Consider the following 15,564-nt stretch of genomic DNA (forward strand, 5'->3'; position numbering starts at 1 on the left):
GGAGAAGAGAACACATGCAACGGGAAAAAGTGCTGGAGCATGCGCTGACCTTGCTGGAACAGCATGGTTTCACTGCTATGACACGGGAAAAATTGGCCGAGAGTCTGCACATCTCTCTGGACGAACTCGCGCCGTTCTGGCCGGACGACGAGGCGGTGCTGTACGACAGCCTGCGCTATCATAGTCAGCAAATTGATGGTTGGCGCCGACGACTGATGCTGGACGACTCGCGCGATGTAGAGCAAAAGCTGTTAGCGCGTTATCACGTGCTGGACGAAGCGGTTAAGCAAGGGCGCTATCCGGGCTGTTTGTTCATCGCCGCCTGCAGTTTTTATCCCGACGTTCACCACCCTATTCATCAGTTGGCCGAACAGCAAAAGCAGGCGTCGTACCACTATACCAAGGCGCTACTGAGCGAACTGGAAACCGATGATCCCGCAATGGTGGCGCAACAGATGGAGCTGATTTTGGAAGGCTGCCTGAGCAGACTGTTGGTGAAGCGCCAAATCGCCGATATCGCCGTCGCCAAACGACTGGCGGAAGACGTGCTGCGCATCTCGCGTTGCCGCCAAAACGGGGCGCTGGGCTAAGGCTCGGCGTTGAAATCAATCGAATAGTAGGGCTTTGACTGAAAAGTCAGCGGTCAACGCTATTTTCCCATAAAGCCGTTGACGGCGCGAAACCAATACGGTTTAATGCGCCCCGTTGCCCGGATAGCTCAGTCGGTAGAGCAGGGGATTGAAAATCCCCGTGTCCTTGGTTCGATTCCGAGTCCGGGCACCACTTATTAAAGAAACCAGCCTGATGGCTGGTTTTTTGCTATCTGGAGTACGGACTCTCCATCGAGCTCCGTTCGATTATTCGCCGCAATCCGCCCTTATCAGCTTCGTAAATCGCCCCCCTCCGTTGAGGAATCCCGCACCTTTCAGTATGTCATTGACAGCATTGCACACCAGCAGCCTTAATCCGTGGTCGGACGGGTACGCCAGCACCTGAAAAATCATGCGTCACGCCTTACAGCAAGGCTGTAATCGTATACAGCCCGGTTTACGATCTGGATGGCGTCGTGTGTCCCCGACAGTGACACACCACCCCGCTCTGCCACTAAATCGCCTGCCTGACCTGCTGAAAAGTAAACACTCATAAATTCCACGAGTTTGATCAAGTCGGGACTTCTGTACCTATGTAAGAATCGGGTAGTCCTACTTTCAGATAAGAAATCAGGTTTACCTCATTGATTAACCAGCTATTCCTTATAAGCCTGTTTAACTATTGCGACATCAAATATTCCATTGTTCAGGCACTGAAACCGCATATTCGACGCCGATTTCCCTGAAGTGCGCTTCGGCGGACTTGATTTTGACATTTTCGCAGGGTCTCCTTTTTTTCTCATCCATAGTGCTTTTGGTCTCACGGACCATATAGATGCGGTCTTCGCCATTTTCAGATTTGATGATGGTCCAATCAGGGTTATAAGGGCCGACCGGCGTGTCGATCCGGAATTTGGGCGGCAGCTTCATGAACAGCCTGATATCCTCGCGGTGATCGAGAAACTCTGCGAATTTTCGCTCTGGGCTGTCTGACCCACCATCGAAAACGACACAATCGAAATCCGTTTTTTCGGTATGTTCGACGCGGTACAGATGCTCTTTGAAGAAATCCTTTTCGGCAAGGCCGTCAGCTTGCAGCTCACGAATTTCATAGACGGAGCCACCGATCTTTTCATACTGAACGCCATCAACAATGACCTGTTGTAGTTCGCCTTCTATACAACGCCGAACCAACGTCACAAAGTCGTTCGGATTCGCAATGAACTCGTTCAGCCTGCCGCTGCCGATGAGAATGTCCACCAAGGTCTTGCGCGTAAGAGATGTGCTCCGCTGCAGTTCACCAATAAGATCCGGCAGGTCATAGCTGCCTTTGAGGTCGACTGTCCGCGCGCCCAGTTCTTGCCCTTGTGTGCCGCCACGCAACACTCTGACCCCCCGCGCGGGTGACATCAATACGTAACGGCTGAATTCTGGGCTCAGCCTTGATCGCCTTTATGCAGGCCTCAATCAGCATAGGGCGTTTAACTGTCACTCGATAAGTGGTTTTCTGGCTAATAGCACTCCAGAGCTTCTCAAATTCCGGTGAGGTATAAAGTTCTTTGTTGAATTTACGCTTGGCCCGCATGCTTACCGGTTTCACATATTTCTCAATGCCCGCATTGAGAATGCACCGGATAATGTCTGCTTCGTAACGTTTGTAGTGGTCAACAAAAACTGGCCACGGCGTTAGAGTTTTTCCAGTATCGGTTTTCCGATTCGTTTGGTGGTAATCCACCATTATATACGTGCGGTCTTAGTACGCTGTAATATCCAACGATATAGTCCGTTATTGCGTGAGCTGCATCGCTGAAGCTTACATAGCCCGTCATCGGCACCCATTCGTTCTTCAGACTCTTGAAGAAGCGCTCCATTGGGCTGTTATCCCAACAGTTTCCACGCCGACTCATACTCTGCTTGATCCGGTATTGCCACAGTAACTGCCGGAACTGCCTGCTCGTATAATGACTGCCTTGATCGCTGTGGAACATCACTCCGACGGGCTTACCACGCGTTTCCCATGCCATTTCCAGCGCTTTCATGGTGAGTCTGCTGTCCGGCGAGAACGACATTGCCCAGCCCACTGGTTTTCTTGCGAACAGATCGAGAACAACGGCGAGGTACGCCCAGCGCTTACCCGTCCAGATATAGGTCACATCACCGCACCACACCTGGTTTGGCTCCGTTACGGCGAACTGTCGCTCAAGATGATTCGGGATGGCAACGTGCTCATAACCGCCACGCTTATACCGGTGAGTCGGCTGCTGGCAACTGACCAGCCCCAGCTCTTTCATGAGCCTGCCGGCAAGCCAGCGCCCCATCTGATAGCCTCTCTGGGTTACCATAGTGGCGATGCTTCTTGCTCCGGCCGAACCGTGGCTGCTGCCATGCAACTCAAGTACCTGACTGCGTAATACAGCCCGTCTGCCGTCTGGCTTTTCAGGACGGTTTTTCCAGTATTTGTAGCTACTGCGATGAACCCTGAATACGTGGCAGAGTGTGGCCACTGGATAACGCGCCCTGAGTTTCCCGATTAACGAGAACTGTTCAGGGAGTCTGACATCAAGAGCGCGGTAGCCTTTTTTAATATTTCGTTTTCCATTTCAATACGTTGCATCTTCTTTCTGAGCTCACGTATTTCGATTTGTTCCGGCGTTATCGGGGAGGCTTTTGGCGTTTTGCCCTGACGCTCATCACGCAGTTGTTTGACCCATTTCGTCATCGTGGAAAGACCTACATCCATAGCCTTAGCGGCATCAGAGATGGTGTAGTTTTGATCGACAACCAGCTGAGCAGATTCGCGTTTGAATTCAGGACTAAAATTTCTTCTTTTCATTGGAGCACCTGTGTTGTTCTGAGGTGAGCATATCACCTCTGTTCAGGTGGCCAAATTCAGTATTCCACTTCATTATCGGGATAAACAAAATCCTTGCCGGTGTTGTAAGGCGGGTCGATATAAATCAGCTTGACCTTGTTGTGATAGTGCCGTTGCAGGACCTTCAGGACTTCGAGATTGTCTCCCTCGATAAACACGTTCTGCGTCGTGTCCCACTCTTTCGAATTGACAAGATCTGGTTTCAGGGTAGCGGTAGTCGGGGCTTGTGCGGCACGCAAAGCGCGCTTTTTTCCCGGCCAGAACAGGCCAAAACGCTCGTGACTGTCAGCCGCATCATCGGTCAGCAGCTCGCGAAGTTTTTCAACGTCCAGTTTGCCATCCGCAACAGCTTCAGGAACCAGCTCGGCAAGCTGACCAGCCAGTTCAGTACGGAAATTCGGGGTAGCGCTGGGGATATCAAAAAAGTCGTTGCTACCATCATAAAGCGGTGAACAGAACTCGTTTTGTCTGCGCTCGGCCAGAGCACTGCTGCTGAAACTCTGTTCAGCGTCTTCTGTCAGCTTAGAACCAAGTTCTGTGATATGTAGATTTGGCATATTAATAATCCGATATATTTTATTGTTTGTCACAGGGCCGTATAAGGAAAGCCCTCACGTTTGAGCTGCAACATTTTTTAGCTAAAGCAGATAATTGAGAGATGGTTTAGACGTTGTTTTGGCGAGCCATACAAAAATCAATAAACTCATCGCAAATACGCTTATCCATATGAGCCATTTGGTACATATGATAAAATCGTCCATCGTTGACCAGTCGATAACGCTTAACGATCCTTTTTAAGGCATCCTGACTGAATTGATGGTCAAATTCCGGTTTGGAAAAAACGGTCGCCAATCCGCCTTTAACCGAGAACGTATTCCTGATTCCTAGCGTTGTATTTATTTTATCGGCCAGATAGCTTGCCAGCGAAATACCCTGGCTCACCCATTCAGCAATTTCGCTTTTTTTAATATTGCTCAGCCGTTCATACACCACCCCAGCGCGAAAACCATCCCGGCTGCCATAGACCGTGACATCATCTTTATTTTCAAAATATTCTATTTTATTGACCTGTTTTTTAAACGCCTCATAAACCTTCCAACGGGAAATAAAGATATTCGATGGCATAGGAACGCCGATGACCTTATGGCAACTCACGGTCAGTGATGAAATTGAGGGATTGGCAAAGGTGTAATCTAACCGGTCAGGAAAATCCTCATCGTTGATAAACGGCAGGATAAACCCACCCAGCGCGGCATCCAGGTGAAGATAAAAAGGGCAATGTTTATCTTTTAAGGTAGCGAGAACAAGGTTTATATCATCGTAGGCAGACGTTATCGTCGTACCGGCGGTAAGAACGACCACGAGTTTCTCATTCTCGGTAATGCGTGCGGCGAGGTCGTTGATATCAATACTTCCCTCTTGCGAGGTCTTTATCACTTTGACGTTTTTAAACTTAAGTATTGAGCCAAACTTGGGAATGCTGTAATGAGCCTGGTCTGTGAATATCAGGGTGGCGTCCTTAATCAAGGTTATACCCATCCACATCCCCTGAAGATTACCTATTGTTGAGCCTTCACCGACATAACCCCATGTTTCCTCTTTATCTAAGTTTAGCCACCCCGATACTAATTCAACGGCTGCTCTCTCTTCATTCATCGTATTGGGAAGCGGACAGACTTCCTCTTCGTAACAGTCGCCTAAGTTATTGGTCAATCGATGTAGGGACTCGATAGTCTTATCGGAAATAGTCAATGTTCTGAGGTTAACCTGAATTCCGGTATAATGCTTAATAGGCTCATTATTCATATTCAAACAGACCTTTACCATCGAATTAAATATCGATAAAAGTATAGTTGTTCGAAATAAAAACATATTAAAAACACAAGATGAAATGTAATTACGCCGTTAACGCATTGACCTAAATGAGTTTTAAATATAAAGAAGATTGGAAAACATCAGGGTAATATCGAGTTGAATCTGTTTATATGCCAACGTGATTAAACACACTATATTAATTATTCATGAAATCGTAGCGAGCGAGTGATTTGAAATAATAAATTATTATGATTAAACATTCCTTTTTTAATAAAGCACTTATCATCAGGAGGTCTGTCAGACCTCCTGATGATAAACGAGTGCGTCGATAACCCTCGTATTAATGGGATATTTTTCAGCGAAGCGGCAACGTCTTTGCCAAAGTCTCATTTCGGTTATGCGGTGCCCGCCCGCTTTAACAACCGCCCTTGCCGCTGCTGTACCCTGCCCTGTTCATAACTCACCACGCCATTGACCACCACCAGATCGATGCCCGGCGCGATCCGACACGGGTCGCCGTAGGTCGCGACGTCCTGGATCGCCGCCATATCGACCAGCGTCACGTCGGCGAACGCGCCTTCGCGCACCACGCCCCGATCCCGCAAGCGGAAACGCGCGGCGGACAACCCCGTCATCTTGCGCACGGCTTCGGCCAGATCGAACAGCTTCAGATCCCGGCAATAATGCGCCAGCACGCGTGGAAACGTCCCCCAGAGCCGCGGGTGCGGATTGGGATCGTTGGGCAGCCCGTCGGAGCCTACCATCGACAGCGGATGCGCGAGGATCTGACGCACATCGTCTTCGCTCATCATGTGATAGATCGCCCCTGCCGGCCGCAGACGCTCTGTGGCTTCCCACTGATCGACGCCCCATTGTTCGGCGATCGCTTTAAGCGTCTGCCGGGCCATTTCCGGATGGGGATCGGACCAGGTGATGAAGATCTCCATCTTGCCGTCGACGCGCCAGGCGTCCAGCGTGGTGGAACTGGCCGAATACGGATAACAGTCGCAGTTGCAGGATTGCTCGCCCGCCGCTTTTTCCAGCGCGGCCAGCGCCAACGGGGCGCGGCCCCAGTTGCCGGCTCCGGCGCACTTGAGGTGGGAGATCACCAGCTCGGCCCCCGCCCGGCGGGCGGTATCGAACGACTCCTGCAGCGAATCCAGCAGGCCGTCGTGTTCGTTGCGCATATGCGTGGTGTAGAGCGCGCCGTGCGCGCCGACGATATCCACCAGGCGCTGCATCTCCTCCAGCGGCGCCAGCTTCGCATTGGTGTAAGCCAGCCCGGAGCTGAGGCCGATGGCGCCCGCGTCGAGCGCCTTTTCCAGCGTCTCGCACATACTCGCCAATTCAGATGACGTCGCCGGGCGATCGAAGCGGTTCATCACGTTGGCCCGCAGCGCCGTATGGCCGATCAACGCCGCCACGTTGACGCTCGGGCGGGCGCGTTCCACGGCCTCGGCGTAGTCGCCGAAGGTCGGATAGACAAAGGCCTCTTCGCCGCCCAGCAGATTCATCGGATCCGGCGGCGCGCCCCGCAACACCACCGGCGATGCACTGATCCCGCAGTTGCCGACGATCACGGTGGTCACGCCCTGCGAAATCTTCGCCAGCATATCGGGCGTGCGGATGACGTGGGTATCATCATGCGTATGGACATCGATAAATCCCGGCATCAGGCAACGGCCGTCGCCGTCGATCGTCCGCCCGGCGTCGCATCCGGCCAGTTGCCCGATGGCGACGATCCGATCGCCGCAGATAGCGACGTCGGCGACATAAGGATCGGCGCCCGTGCCATCGACCACGGTGACGTTCAGGAACAGCAGATCGTAGATCATCGTCACATCCTCCGTCCGGCGGCGAAGTCCCATCCCTTACCGGGAACCGCCTCCATCAGTTGCTGGGTATAGGGCTGCTGGGGATGGGCCAGCACATCGGCCGCCGGCCCATATTCGACTACCTGACCGTGCTGCATCACCAGCACATCGTCGCAGACCTGAGCGGCCACACGTAAATCGTGGGTGATGAACAAAATGGCGACCTGCATACGCGTCTGGATATCCGCCAGCAGTTGCAGCACCTGCGCCTGCACCGAAACGTCAAGCGCAGACACGGCCTCATCGGCGACGATGACGTCCGGCTCCATCGCCAGCGCGCGGGCAATGGCGATACGCTGCCGCTGACCGCCGGAAAACTGATGCGGAAAGCGGTCGATAGCGTCCGCCGGTAGCCCGACCAGTTCCAGCAGCGCCTGACCCCGCGCCCAGGCCTGCGCGAAGGGCATGCCGAAATTCATCGGTCCTTCCACCAGACTCCGGCCAATGCTCATGCGTGGATTCAGCGACCGGTTAGGGTCCTGAAACACCATCTGAATTCGCTTACGATGCGGCTTGAGTCCCACCGGCGTCAGCTCGGAAATATCGTTGCCGGTCACTCGTACCGCGCCGCAGGTCGGCGTCAGCAAACGCATCACGCAGCGCGCCAGCGTCGACTTGCCGGAACCGCTCTCCCCGACGATGCCCAGCGTGCGGCCGCGCTTGAGCATAAACGACACGTCGTGGACGGCCCGCGTGCCTTGCCGCCGTTTCCGAAACGGTGACCACGCGCTGCCCGCCGCCGGGTAGGTTTTACCCAGCTCGACGACGTCGAGCACCACCTGCGCGCTGGCGGCCTCGCGCCGCGCCGCCCGGGGCGCCAGGCGCGGCACCGCCGACAACAGGGCCTGGGTATACGCTTCTTGCGGCGCCGAAAGCACCTGCTGTACGGTGCCCGACTCCACGATATGTCCTTGCCGCATCACGCACACGCGGTCGGCGATATCCACGACCACGCCCATGTCATGCGTGATAAACAGCACCGCCGTGCCATGCTTCTGCTGCAACTCGCGGATCAGCTTAAGGATCTGCTGTTGGGTCGTGACGTCCAACGCGGTGGTCGGCTCGTCGGCGATAAGCAGGCGCGGCTCCAGCACCAGCGCCATGGCAATCATGATGCGCTGGCGCTGGCCGCCGCTCAGCTGATGCGGATAGGCTTCGTACACCCGCTCAATGTCCGGCAGATGCACCTGAGACAGCGCGTTCAGCACCCGCGCCTTGCGCGCCTGGGCGTGCAGGTCCGTGTGGGTCTGCAACACTTCGTCAATCTGCCGACCGACCGTCAGTACCGGGTTGAGCGCGGTCATCGGCTCCTGAAAAATCATCGCCATGCGGCTGCCGCGCAGCGCCTTGAGGCGACCATTGCTGACCTGCAACACATCTTCGCCGTCCAGCAGGATCCGCCCGCCGGTCGCGCTCAGCGCACCTTTGGGCAACAGCCCGAGCGTCGCCAGCGACGTCACCGACTTGCCCGAGCCGCTCTCCCCGACCAGGCAGACGGTCTCTCCCGCCTGGATCTCGAATGAGATGCCTTGCAGGATCGGCGCGCCCTGCGCCGTATTCACGCAGAGGTTTTCCACGCGCAGAATATCCTTCCGGTGTTCGCTCATGCGGCTCCCCTTTTCTTCAGGCGCGGGTCGAGCGCATCGCTCACCGCATCGCCCAGCAGGTTGATCGACAATATACACAGCGACAGGGCCAGCCCGGCCCACAGCACCAGCGAAGGTTTAAGCTGGAAGTAGACGCGTCCCTCGGAAATGATATTGCCCCAGGTCGGGATCTCGGTGCCGATGCCCGCGCCGAGGAACGATAGGATCGCCTCGGTGAGGATGGCGGAAGCGCAGATATAGGTGCTTTGTACGATAAGCGGCGCCAGCGTGTTCGGCATCAGGTGCCGGGTCAGCACCTTAAACGTCGAGGTGCCCATCAGCACCGCCGCCTCGACATACGGCTCTTCGCGAGTCGACAGTACCCGGGAGCGCACCAGACGCACCACCTGCGGGATCTCGGGCACCATGATCGCGATCATGACGGTCCAGATACCGGCGCTGCTGAGGGAAACGATCGCAATCGCCAGCAGGATACCGGGGATCGCCATCAGGCCGTCCATCACCCGCATCATCAACGCATCAATGCCGCGAAAATAACCGGCCAGCAAGCCTAGCGGCAGGCCGATTAAGACGCTCATCACCGTCACGCCCACGCCGACGATCAGGGAAATTCGCGCGCCGTAGACAATGCGCGAAAACAGGTCGCGTCCGTAGGCGTCCGTCCCTAGCCAGAATTCCGCGCCGGGCGGTTTCAGCCGCATCGCCGGCGACAGCGCGACCGGATCGTGAGGGGCTATCCAGGGTGCGAAGATCGCCATCGCAACGATGAGCGTCAGGATCACCAGCGCGATCATTGACGTCAGCGGCACGCGTGGCAGCGTGATCCATCGATGCCGGGGCGCGGGCAAAGTCAGAGAATCGGGTTTACTCATCGCCGGGCCCTCAGTAACGAATACGTGGGTCGCTGATCGCATACGACAGATCGATCAGCAGGTTGATGATGACATACACCCCGCTGGTCAGCAGGATCATGCCCTGAATCACCGGGTAGTCGCGCGCCAGCACGGCATCGACGATCAGCCGTCCCAGCCCCGGGATATTGAACACGCTTTCGGTCACCACCACGCCGGAGATCATCAGCGCGAAGCCGGTGCCGATCACGGTGAGGATCGGGATCATCGCGTTACGCAGCGCGTGCCGGAACAGCACGTGGATCTCCGCCAGCCCTTTGGCGCGGGCGGTGCGGATGTAGTCTTCCCCCAGCACCTCCAGCACGCTGGCCCGGGTCATGCGCGCCACCAGCGCGATATACACCGAAGACAGCGTCAGCGCCGGCAGCACGATGCGCTGGGCGAAAGGGACCACGCCGCGAGTGATGCTGCTAAAGCCCTGCACCGGGAGCCATCTCAGCTCCAGCGCAAACACCGTGATCAAGACATAGCCGATGACGAACACCGGCACCGAAAAGCCCAGCACCGACGTTGACATCACCAGATTGTCTATCCAGCTGCCGTGCTTCCACGCCGCCAGTACGCCCAGCGGCACGGAGATTAAAATGGTGAAGGCGATCGCCACCAGCGCCAGGCTCAGGGTCGGCTCCAGCCGCTGGCCGATCATGGTCAATACCGGCGTGTGGGCCATCAGAGACGTACTGAAGTCGCCGCGCAGCAGCTGCGAAATCCATACGAAAAACTGCTGATACAACGGCTGATTCAGACCCAGACTTTCGCGGATCGCCTCCAGTTGCTGCGGGGTCGCCATGTCGCCGGCGATAATCGCCGCCGGATCGCCCGGTGACAGCCGCAACAGCAGGAAAACAAACAACGCGACCACCAGCATCACCGGGATCGCCGCCAGGACGCGGCGAATGAAGTAACCAAGCATAGGGACCTCCGAAGGCATTAATCACACCGTAATCAGTCGCTTTTCTCGACGTTCCAGAACACTGTGGACGGCCCGGTCATCAGGTGGCTGATGCGGCTGCTCCAGACGGCCACGTCATAGAACTGGCCGAGCGGGATATAGCTGACCTGATCCATCGCATATTTCTGGATTTCCACCGCGATCGCTTTCTGCTTGGCGGGCTCGGTGGCGGTGGCGAACGCCACGCGCAGTTCATTCATCTTCGGATCGGTCGGCCAACCGAACCAGGCCCCCTGCCGTCCGCTGCCGTCCAGCATCGGGTTCACCACCGGGTTCCAGATGGTTTCCGCGTTCCAGTAGGTAAAGAACAGGTTCCATCCGCCCTGCGACGGCGCGTTCTGATTAGCGCGGCGCGACACCAGCGTCTGCCAGTCCATCGGTTGCAAAGAGACGTTAAATCCGGCCTTGCGCAGCGCCTGCGCCACAACCACCGGCTGCGGTGCCTGGCTGGGCACGTCGGTCGGCTGCATGATCACCACCGGCGTGCCGTCATAACCCGCTTTCTTCAGCAGCGCCTTGGCCGCTTCGATGTCTCCGCCTTTCAGCAGTGATTCGCCGCCCTCCTGCGTCTCAAGCGCGGTGCCGCAGCCAAACACGGAGGCGCACAGCTTGAAGTATTCCGGATTGCCCACCAGGGCATCGAGCACGTCTTTCTGGCTCATCGCCAGCATCGCGGCGCGGCGGATATCCGGGTTATCAAACGGCGGATACAGGAAGTTCATGCGTCCGCCGGTCAGCGATCCGAGCTTGCTCAACACCCCGGACTTCAGATCCGGATTGGCCTGCACCATCGGCAACAGATCGATCGGCAACTGCTCAATAAAGTCGATATCGCCGGAGGAGAGCGCGTTGATCGCCGTCATGCGATCCGGCATATTGATCCACTCCACCCGATCGACCTTGACCACTTTGCCGCCCGTGGTGCCGCTGGCTGGCTCTTTGCGCGGGACGTATTGCTGGAATTTCTCGTAGACCACGCGGTTGCCGGGATCGAATTCGCCGGCGACGAACGTGTACGGGCCGGAACCGGTGTAATCGGTGATCATCTTGCCGTCAGGCGTATTGGCGACGCGCTCCGGCATCATGAATGCCGCGACGGAGGAAGGCTTGGCCAACAGCTGCAGCACGTAGCCGAACGGTTTTGACAACGTCAGGACGATCGTTTTGTCGCTGGTGGCGGTCATCCCTGCGGTATATTTCATCATCAGCTGGCCGCCCACATCGTAGCGCGCCCAGCGTTTGAGTGAAGCGACGCAGTCCGCCGCGGTCACCGCTTTGCCGTCATGCCACAGCAGACCGTCGCGTAACGTAAAGGTATAGGTCAGGCCGTCGGGAGACACGGTCCAGTCGGCCATCTGCGGTTTCGGAACCTGATTTTCATCCATCCCGATCAGCGTGTCGTAAATCATGTATCCGTGGTTACGGGTGATCTGCGCGGTGGTCGCGATGGGATCAAGCACGCGCAGGGAGGATGACATCACCGCGTGCAGCGTTTTCTCCGCGGCCGGCGCGGACGTGGAAAACAGCGCGGCGCTCAGGCCGAACGGCAACAGCAGAGAGGCAATCAAGGAACGGGATGGATACGTTTTCATTCTCAACACTCCTTAAAAGGGCAACGAATGGTGCCGGAACTGGCTGTGTGGTCACGTTAAAAGAGAGCGGTATGCCGTAAGCCGTGGCCTGCCGCCCGGGGTTATGTCAATGCGATACTTTCTCCTGCTCAGGGACGCTCCACGCCGGTCTGGCGGGTGATGATGCCGTAGTGTTCGATGCGCCGGTGACGGGCGAAGTCGAAAATAGTGGTCTTGCCGAAGTGGCACAGGTCCATATCGCAGCGATGGACGATCAGCTCGTCGTCATGGCTGGTGGCGCGGGCGACCACGAAGCCGTTGGGGTCGACGATCACGCTGCCGCCCATCAGTGGGAAACCATCTTCCACCCCGGCCTTGGCGACGCCGACCACCCAGGTCGCGTTCTGGTAAGCGCCGGCCTGCATGCACAGCTCGGAGTGGAACAGACGGTGTTCCTCGCCCTCGCCGCGATTTTGCGAGTTGACCGACGGCGTGTTGTAGCCCAGCGTGACCAGCTCAACGCCCTGCAGCCCCATGACGCGATAGGTTTCAGGCCAGCGACGGTCGTTGCAGATACACATGCCCATCACCGTGTTCTGCGTTTCCCAGGTCGGAAAACCCAGATCGCCCGGCTCGAAATAGCGTTTTTCCAGATGCTGGAAGTCGCGCTGGGTATCGAACTCGACGTGTCCCGGCAGATGAACTTTGCGGTACTTGCCGACGATGTTGCCCTGGCGATCCGTCAGGATCGACGTGTTGTAGTGGTGGCCGTCCGGGGTCAGTTCCGCATAACCGAAGGTGATGGCGATGCCGTGTTCGCGGGAAAAATCGAACAGCGGGCGGGTTACGTCGTTCGGCATTTCACGTTCGAACCAGCTATCGACTTCCTGCTGATCTTCCATATACCAGCGGGGGAAGAAGGTGGTCAGCGCCAGCTCGGGGAAAACCACCAGCTCGCAGCCTTGCTGCCGAGCCTGCTCCAATAACGCCAGCATGCGCCGGACCACGTGTTCTCTTGAGTCGCTTTTTTGGATCGCCCCTAACTGGGCGCCGCCGATAACGATATCGCGCATGCCGTACTCCTCCACAAGACCGACCCGATGTCGGTAAACGATTTACAGTGCATAGGGCCATTGTGGGAGCGACTGCCGCCCCTGTCGTATGCCAATTTGTCGGCAGGGATTAACCTGATGTTAATCCAGGTTGAACAGATGAAAACCGCCCTCTTCCAGCGTACCGCGCAGATTGTCGACAAAAACCTGCGCAAACTGTGCCAGCGGTTCTCGCCGCAGGTGAACCAGACTAATCGTCAGGCGTTCTTCGTTGAGGATCGGCAGCACCGCCATACGCTCGGACCCGGATGCGCGGAACGAGATCTCATCGACGACGGAAAAACCGGTGCCGTTTTTTACTAGGGCGCAGGCGTGATGCGGAGAGTCGACGTCGATGCTCGGCCGGTAGGGCAACCCCACGCGCTCAAAGGCCTGCTTCATAAAGCTATGAAACGGCGTATCGGCGGCGTAACCGATGAACGGCGTCTCCGCCAGCGCGTCGGGCAGTTCATTCGCCGACACTCGCGTCAGCGGGTGATCCGCCGGGCACACCACCATCACTCGTATATAGCTTAGCGGCACCGCGCGCAAATTGGGGTGATCGATGGGAAAAAGGGAGATCCCGAGGTCCGCCTGCTGGTCGAGCAGCCTGTCGCGCAGCAGGACATGGCGCAGACATTCCAGGCTGACGAGAATGTCTTCGTTGCACCGCCGGAAAGCAGCGATGGCGTCAGGCACCAGCTGATGCCCCAGACTGGGGCTGCTGGCGATGCGCAATACGCCGTGGCGCTGCTGGACCAGATTGTGCAACGTGGTGTTGACCCGCTGAATATCGCGGTAGACCGACTCCACGTCGCTGAAGAGGCTACGCGCCTCAGGAGAGGGGTACAGTCGCCCTTTGACCCGTTCAAAGAGCTGGAAGCCAATCCGTGCTTCGGTATGAGACAACATGCGGCTGACGGCGGGCTGGGATACATACAAAAGTTGAGCGGCGCCGTTGATCGAGCCGGTGATCATCACCGCCCGAAAGACTTCGATCTGACGTAGGTTGAGCGACGGCATAGGCGGACCTCGTTGGCATTTCGGCGTCGTCGTCCCATCGAACGCTTAACAATAGGTTATAGATAGTTAGCAATTTGTATGCCAATGGCCCGAACTCGCCGAAAGTCGCGCTGACAAGCAACACCGGAGTGGCTATTAATAGCCTTCCGCCATGTTGAAAAGGAGGCTCCCGCCGTGGCCATTCCACAAACGATCCTGCCGATCTTTCTATTGATCCTGTTGGGCTACGCGCTGGCCCGCCGGGGCGTGCTCGATCCTCTCGCCAACAAGGCGTTGGGCGTGCTGGCTTTCAAGCTGTTCATGCCGATGGTTCTGTTTACCGGCATGATCGCGGCGCCGCTGCACGACGGCTTGAACACCACGCTGCTGGCGGCCTACTTCGTTCCGGCGCTGCTCGTCTTCGCCGCGGTCAACGTCTTCGTCCACCGCAGCCTGGGGCGTCCCACCCCGTTCGGACTGACCGCCGCTTTCGGCAACAATGCCTTGATCGGCCTGGCGATGGTGGCCGGTCTGTACGGCGGCGAGGGGCTGATATTGCTGTTTACCGTGCTTGCCGTGCACAGCCTGCTGCTGTTCAGCGCCCAGAGTTTCTATGACAGCTTCGCCGGCAGCGAACCGTTCAAGCCAGGGGTACTGGTCGCCAGTCTCGCCAACCCGATGATTGTCGGCCTGCTGTTGGGGACCGTGGTCAACCTGTCGAACCTGGCGCTGCCCGGCTGGAGCATGAAACTGGCGACCTGGCTGGCGCAGGCGGCGCTGCCCTGCGCGCTGATCGTGCTGGGCGCGAATCTCTCCGGCTACCGGCTGCGTCCCAACGCCCACGCCGTCGGCATCGCCGCCGCTAAACTGGTGTTCATGCCGTTACTGGTGCTACTAACCTGCTTGCTGCTCCACATCGACGGCATTCCGCGCGGCGTGCTGGTGCTGATGGCGGCGAACCCTTCCGGCGTCAACGTGCTCGGCTTTGCCCGCACTCAGGAAGATATCCAGATCGGCAGCTCTGCGATTTGCCTCACGACCCTGCTGTCAATGGCTACCCTTCCGCTGTGGATGTGGATAGCCAGCCTGCGGTAAATCGCCGCCATACTCGGGTAAAGAGGGCCGTTGAAGCAGAGCGTTATCGATGTCCGCCAGCCATGTTAACGGTTACTTCCGTAATCCTGTACAACGGCATCTTCAGTTTTTCAGCAATGAGTTCAGCCTTTTTTGAGAGGTGTGACGTGTGCCGTTTGAATCCATTTTCACGTTTCAAGCACGC

14 protein-coding genes and 1 tRNA gene are annotated in these 15,564 nt (G+C 57.0%); 4 read left to right on the forward strand and 11 right to left on the reverse strand.

Annotated elements, in window-relative coordinates; all coding sequences use genetic code 11:
* Positions 1–14: 14 nt before the first annotated feature.
* Both I6N93_RS14580 and I6N93_RS14585 read left to right on the forward strand, forming a co-directional pair.
* Positions 15–590 carry a transcriptional regulator gene (locus I6N93_RS14580; RefSeq protein WP_085689729.1) on the forward strand — a complete coding sequence of 192 codons (576 nt, stop codon included), beginning with the start codon at positions 15–17 and terminating at the stop codon, positions 588–590.
* Between the two features lie 117 nt (positions 591–707).
* A tRNA-Phe gene (locus I6N93_RS14585) sits at positions 708–783 on the forward strand.
* Between the two features lie 497 nt (positions 784–1,280).
* Here I6N93_RS14585 and I6N93_RS14590 read toward each other — a convergent pair.
* The 5 genes from I6N93_RS14590 to I6N93_RS14610 all read right to left on the reverse strand — a co-directional run bounded on the left by I6N93_RS14590 (position 1,281) and on the right by I6N93_RS14610 (position 6,950).
* Positions 1,281–1,976: a restriction endonuclease gene (locus tag I6N93_RS14590; RefSeq protein WP_232100066.1), complete on the reverse strand. Its 696-nt coding sequence runs from the start codon at positions 1,974–1,976 to the stop codon at positions 1,281–1,283.
* A gap of 278 nt (positions 1,977–2,254) precedes the next feature.
* A protein-coding gene (locus tag I6N93_RS14595) for an IS3 family transposase (protein WP_197669170.1) occupies positions 2,255–3,423 on the reverse strand; the annotation gives its coding sequence in 2 pieces (ribosomal slippage) (positions 2,255–3,174 and positions 3,174–3,423; 1,170 coding nt in all).
* Positions 3,424–3,479: 56 nt separating this feature from the next.
* A complete protein-coding gene (locus I6N93_RS14600) occupies positions 3,480–4,019 on the reverse strand; it encodes a hypothetical protein (RefSeq protein WP_232100070.1) in 540 nt (179 codons plus the stop codon).
* 106 nt (positions 4,020–4,125) lie between these two features.
* The gene (locus tag I6N93_RS14605; RefSeq protein WP_176222563.1) at positions 4,126–5,268 is read right to left on the reverse strand and encodes a pyridoxal-dependent decarboxylase; all 1,143 of its coding nucleotides are present in this window, start codon (positions 5,266–5,268) and stop codon (positions 4,126–4,128) included.
* A gap of 404 nt (positions 5,269–5,672) precedes the next feature.
* Complete coding sequence (locus I6N93_RS14610; protein ID WP_232100072.1) at positions 5,673–6,950, reverse strand: N-acyl-D-amino-acid deacylase family protein; 1,278 nt, start codon at positions 6,948–6,950, stop codon at positions 5,673–5,675.
* On the opposite strand from I6N93_RS14610, the gene I6N93_RS17310 reads away from it, so the two are divergent.
* Positions 6,921–7,184: a hypothetical protein gene (locus I6N93_RS17310; RefSeq protein ID WP_232100074.1), complete on the forward strand. Its 264-nt coding sequence runs from the start codon at positions 6,921–6,923 to the stop codon at positions 7,182–7,184. The two genes, I6N93_RS14610 and I6N93_RS17310, sit on opposite strands and share 30 nt — an antisense overlap.
* On the opposite strand, the gene I6N93_RS14615 is transcribed toward I6N93_RS17310, so the two are convergent.
* From I6N93_RS14615 to I6N93_RS14640, 6 genes are all read right to left on the reverse strand, one after another.
* Positions 7,115–8,758: an ABC transporter ATP-binding protein gene (locus tag I6N93_RS14615; RefSeq protein WP_085689618.1), complete on the reverse strand. Its 1,644-nt coding sequence runs from the start codon at positions 8,756–8,758 to the stop codon at positions 7,115–7,117. The genes I6N93_RS17310 and I6N93_RS14615 overlap by 70 nt on opposite strands.
* Complete coding sequence (locus I6N93_RS14620; protein ID WP_085689620.1) at positions 8,755–9,630, reverse strand: ABC transporter permease; 876 nt, start codon at positions 9,628–9,630, stop codon at positions 8,755–8,757. Before I6N93_RS14620 ends, I6N93_RS14615 begins: the two co-directional genes overlap by 4 nt.
* A 10-nt stretch (positions 9,631–9,640) precedes the next feature.
* Entirely contained in the window at positions 9,641–10,582 is a 942-nt protein-coding gene (locus I6N93_RS14625; protein WP_085689622.1) for an ABC transporter permease, read from the reverse strand.
* A 32-nt stretch (positions 10,583–10,614) separates the two neighbouring features.
* Positions 10,615–12,213, reverse strand: coding sequence for an ABC transporter substrate-binding protein (locus I6N93_RS14630; protein WP_085689624.1), 1,599 nt, complete (start codon positions 12,211–12,213; stop codon positions 10,615–10,617).
* Between the two features lie 128 nt (positions 12,214–12,341).
* Positions 12,342–13,265: an N-carbamoyl-D-amino-acid hydrolase gene (locus tag I6N93_RS14635; RefSeq protein ID WP_085689626.1), complete on the reverse strand. Its 924-nt coding sequence runs from the start codon at positions 13,263–13,265 to the stop codon at positions 12,342–12,344.
* Between the two features lie 120 nt (positions 13,266–13,385).
* On the reverse strand, positions 13,386–14,306 hold the full coding sequence (locus tag I6N93_RS14640) for a LysR family transcriptional regulator (RefSeq protein ID WP_085689628.1): 921 nt from the start codon (positions 14,304–14,306) through the stop codon (positions 13,386–13,388).
* 174 nt (positions 14,307–14,480) lie between these two features.
* On the opposite strand from I6N93_RS14640, the gene I6N93_RS14645 reads away from it, so the two are divergent.
* Entirely contained in the window at positions 14,481–15,380 is a 900-nt protein-coding gene (locus I6N93_RS14645) for an AEC family transporter (protein ID WP_085689630.1), read from the forward strand.
* The last annotated feature ends 184 nt before the right edge of the window (positions 15,381–15,564 follow it).

It is taken from the genome of Lonsdalea populi, from assembly GCF_015999465.1.
Taxonomy (GTDB): Bacteria; Pseudomonadota; Gammaproteobacteria; order Enterobacterales; family Enterobacteriaceae; genus Lonsdalea; species Lonsdalea populi.

Coding starts and splice junctions, on each gene's coding strand:
- I6N93_RS14580 (WP_085689729.1), top strand. CDS start 15: ATGCAACGGGAAAAAGTGCTGGAGCATGCGCTGACCTTGCTGGAACAG.
- I6N93_RS14600 (WP_232100070.1), bottom strand. CDS start 4,019: ATGCCAAATCTACATATCACAGAACTTGGTTCTAAGCTGACAGAAGAC.
- I6N93_RS14605 (WP_176222563.1), bottom strand. CDS start 5,268: ATGAATAATGAGCCTATTAAGCATTATACCGGAATTCAGGTTAACCTC.
- I6N93_RS17310 (WP_232100074.1), top strand. CDS start 6,921: ATGCGTATGGACATCGATAAATCCCGGCATCAGGCAACGGCCGTCGCC.
- I6N93_RS14610 (WP_232100072.1), bottom strand. CDS start 6,950: ATGCCGGGATTTATCGATGTCCATACGCATGATGATACCCACGTCATC.
- I6N93_RS14615 (WP_085689618.1), bottom strand. CDS start 8,758: ATGAGCGAACACCGGAAGGATATTCTGCGCGTGGAAAACCTCTGCGTG.
- I6N93_RS14620 (WP_085689620.1), bottom strand. CDS start 9,630: ATGAGTAAACCCGATTCTCTGACTTTGCCCGCGCCCCGGCATCGATGG.
- I6N93_RS14625 (WP_085689622.1), bottom strand. CDS start 10,582: ATGCTTGGTTACTTCATTCGCCGCGTCCTGGCGGCGATCCCGGTGATG.
- I6N93_RS14630 (WP_085689624.1), bottom strand. CDS start 12,213: ATGAAAACGTATCCATCCCGTTCCTTGATTGCCTCTCTGCTGTTGCCG.
- I6N93_RS14635 (WP_085689626.1), bottom strand. CDS start 13,265: ATGCGCGATATCGTTATCGGCGGCGCCCAGTTAGGGGCGATCCAAAAA.
- I6N93_RS14640 (WP_085689628.1), bottom strand. CDS start 14,306: ATGCCGTCGCTCAACCTACGTCAGATCGAAGTCTTTCGGGCGGTGATG.